Origin of the sequence: Agrobacterium sp. ST15.16.024, from assembly GCF_027956545.1 — a bacterium.
Taxonomy (GTDB): domain Bacteria; phylum Pseudomonadota; class Alphaproteobacteria; order Rhizobiales; family Rhizobiaceae; genus Agrobacterium; species Agrobacterium cucumeris.
Window position 1 is genome coordinate 1 of record NZ_JAQKGO010000049.1, and the last position, 439, is coordinate 439.

The 439-nt window shown below is 60.6% G+C and carries 1 protein-coding gene and 1 pseudogene; both read left to right on the top strand.

The annotated features are described in order from the left end of the window. Positions 1 to 204, top strand: a pseudogene (locus tag PL640_RS25570) (HD domain-containing protein); the annotation flags it as partial. An 11-nt stretch (positions 205 to 215) separates the two neighbouring features. Beyond that, positions 216 to 439: MOSC N-terminal beta barrel domain-containing protein (locus PL640_RS25575; protein ID WP_271363877.1), on the top strand; the 224-nt coding region annotated here is incomplete at its 3' end.

Here is a 439-nt window from a genome sequence, read left to right on the forward strand (position 1 = left end):
CTCGTGGGCTCGGCACTTTACGATCCGGTTGACCCGCTGGCGAAAGAACGGCCGCTTGACGACCGCGCCTTTGCCATCGACCATTTCGAAACCAAGCTGTTCAAGCTGGCCGACGGTTTTCGCACCGAAACAGGCCGGCAGATGGCCAAAGCCCGCCATGAGAGGCTGAAACAGGTGCTGGACCTGTTTCTCGACGAAATCTGAGGAGACCCGAGATGCGTGTGACCGAACTGAACATCTATCCGCTGAAAAGCGCGCGCGGCATTCCCCTCTCCGAAAGCGCCGTTTCGGCCGAAGGCCTGCCGGGTGACCGCCGCGCCATGCTTGTCGACCCATCCGGCCACTTCATCACCCAGCGTGAATTGCCTGCTATTGCCACGGTTCTGGCTCGCCATGAGGACGAGAGCATGCTGCTTTCAAGGGGTGAAGACGGCGAGGT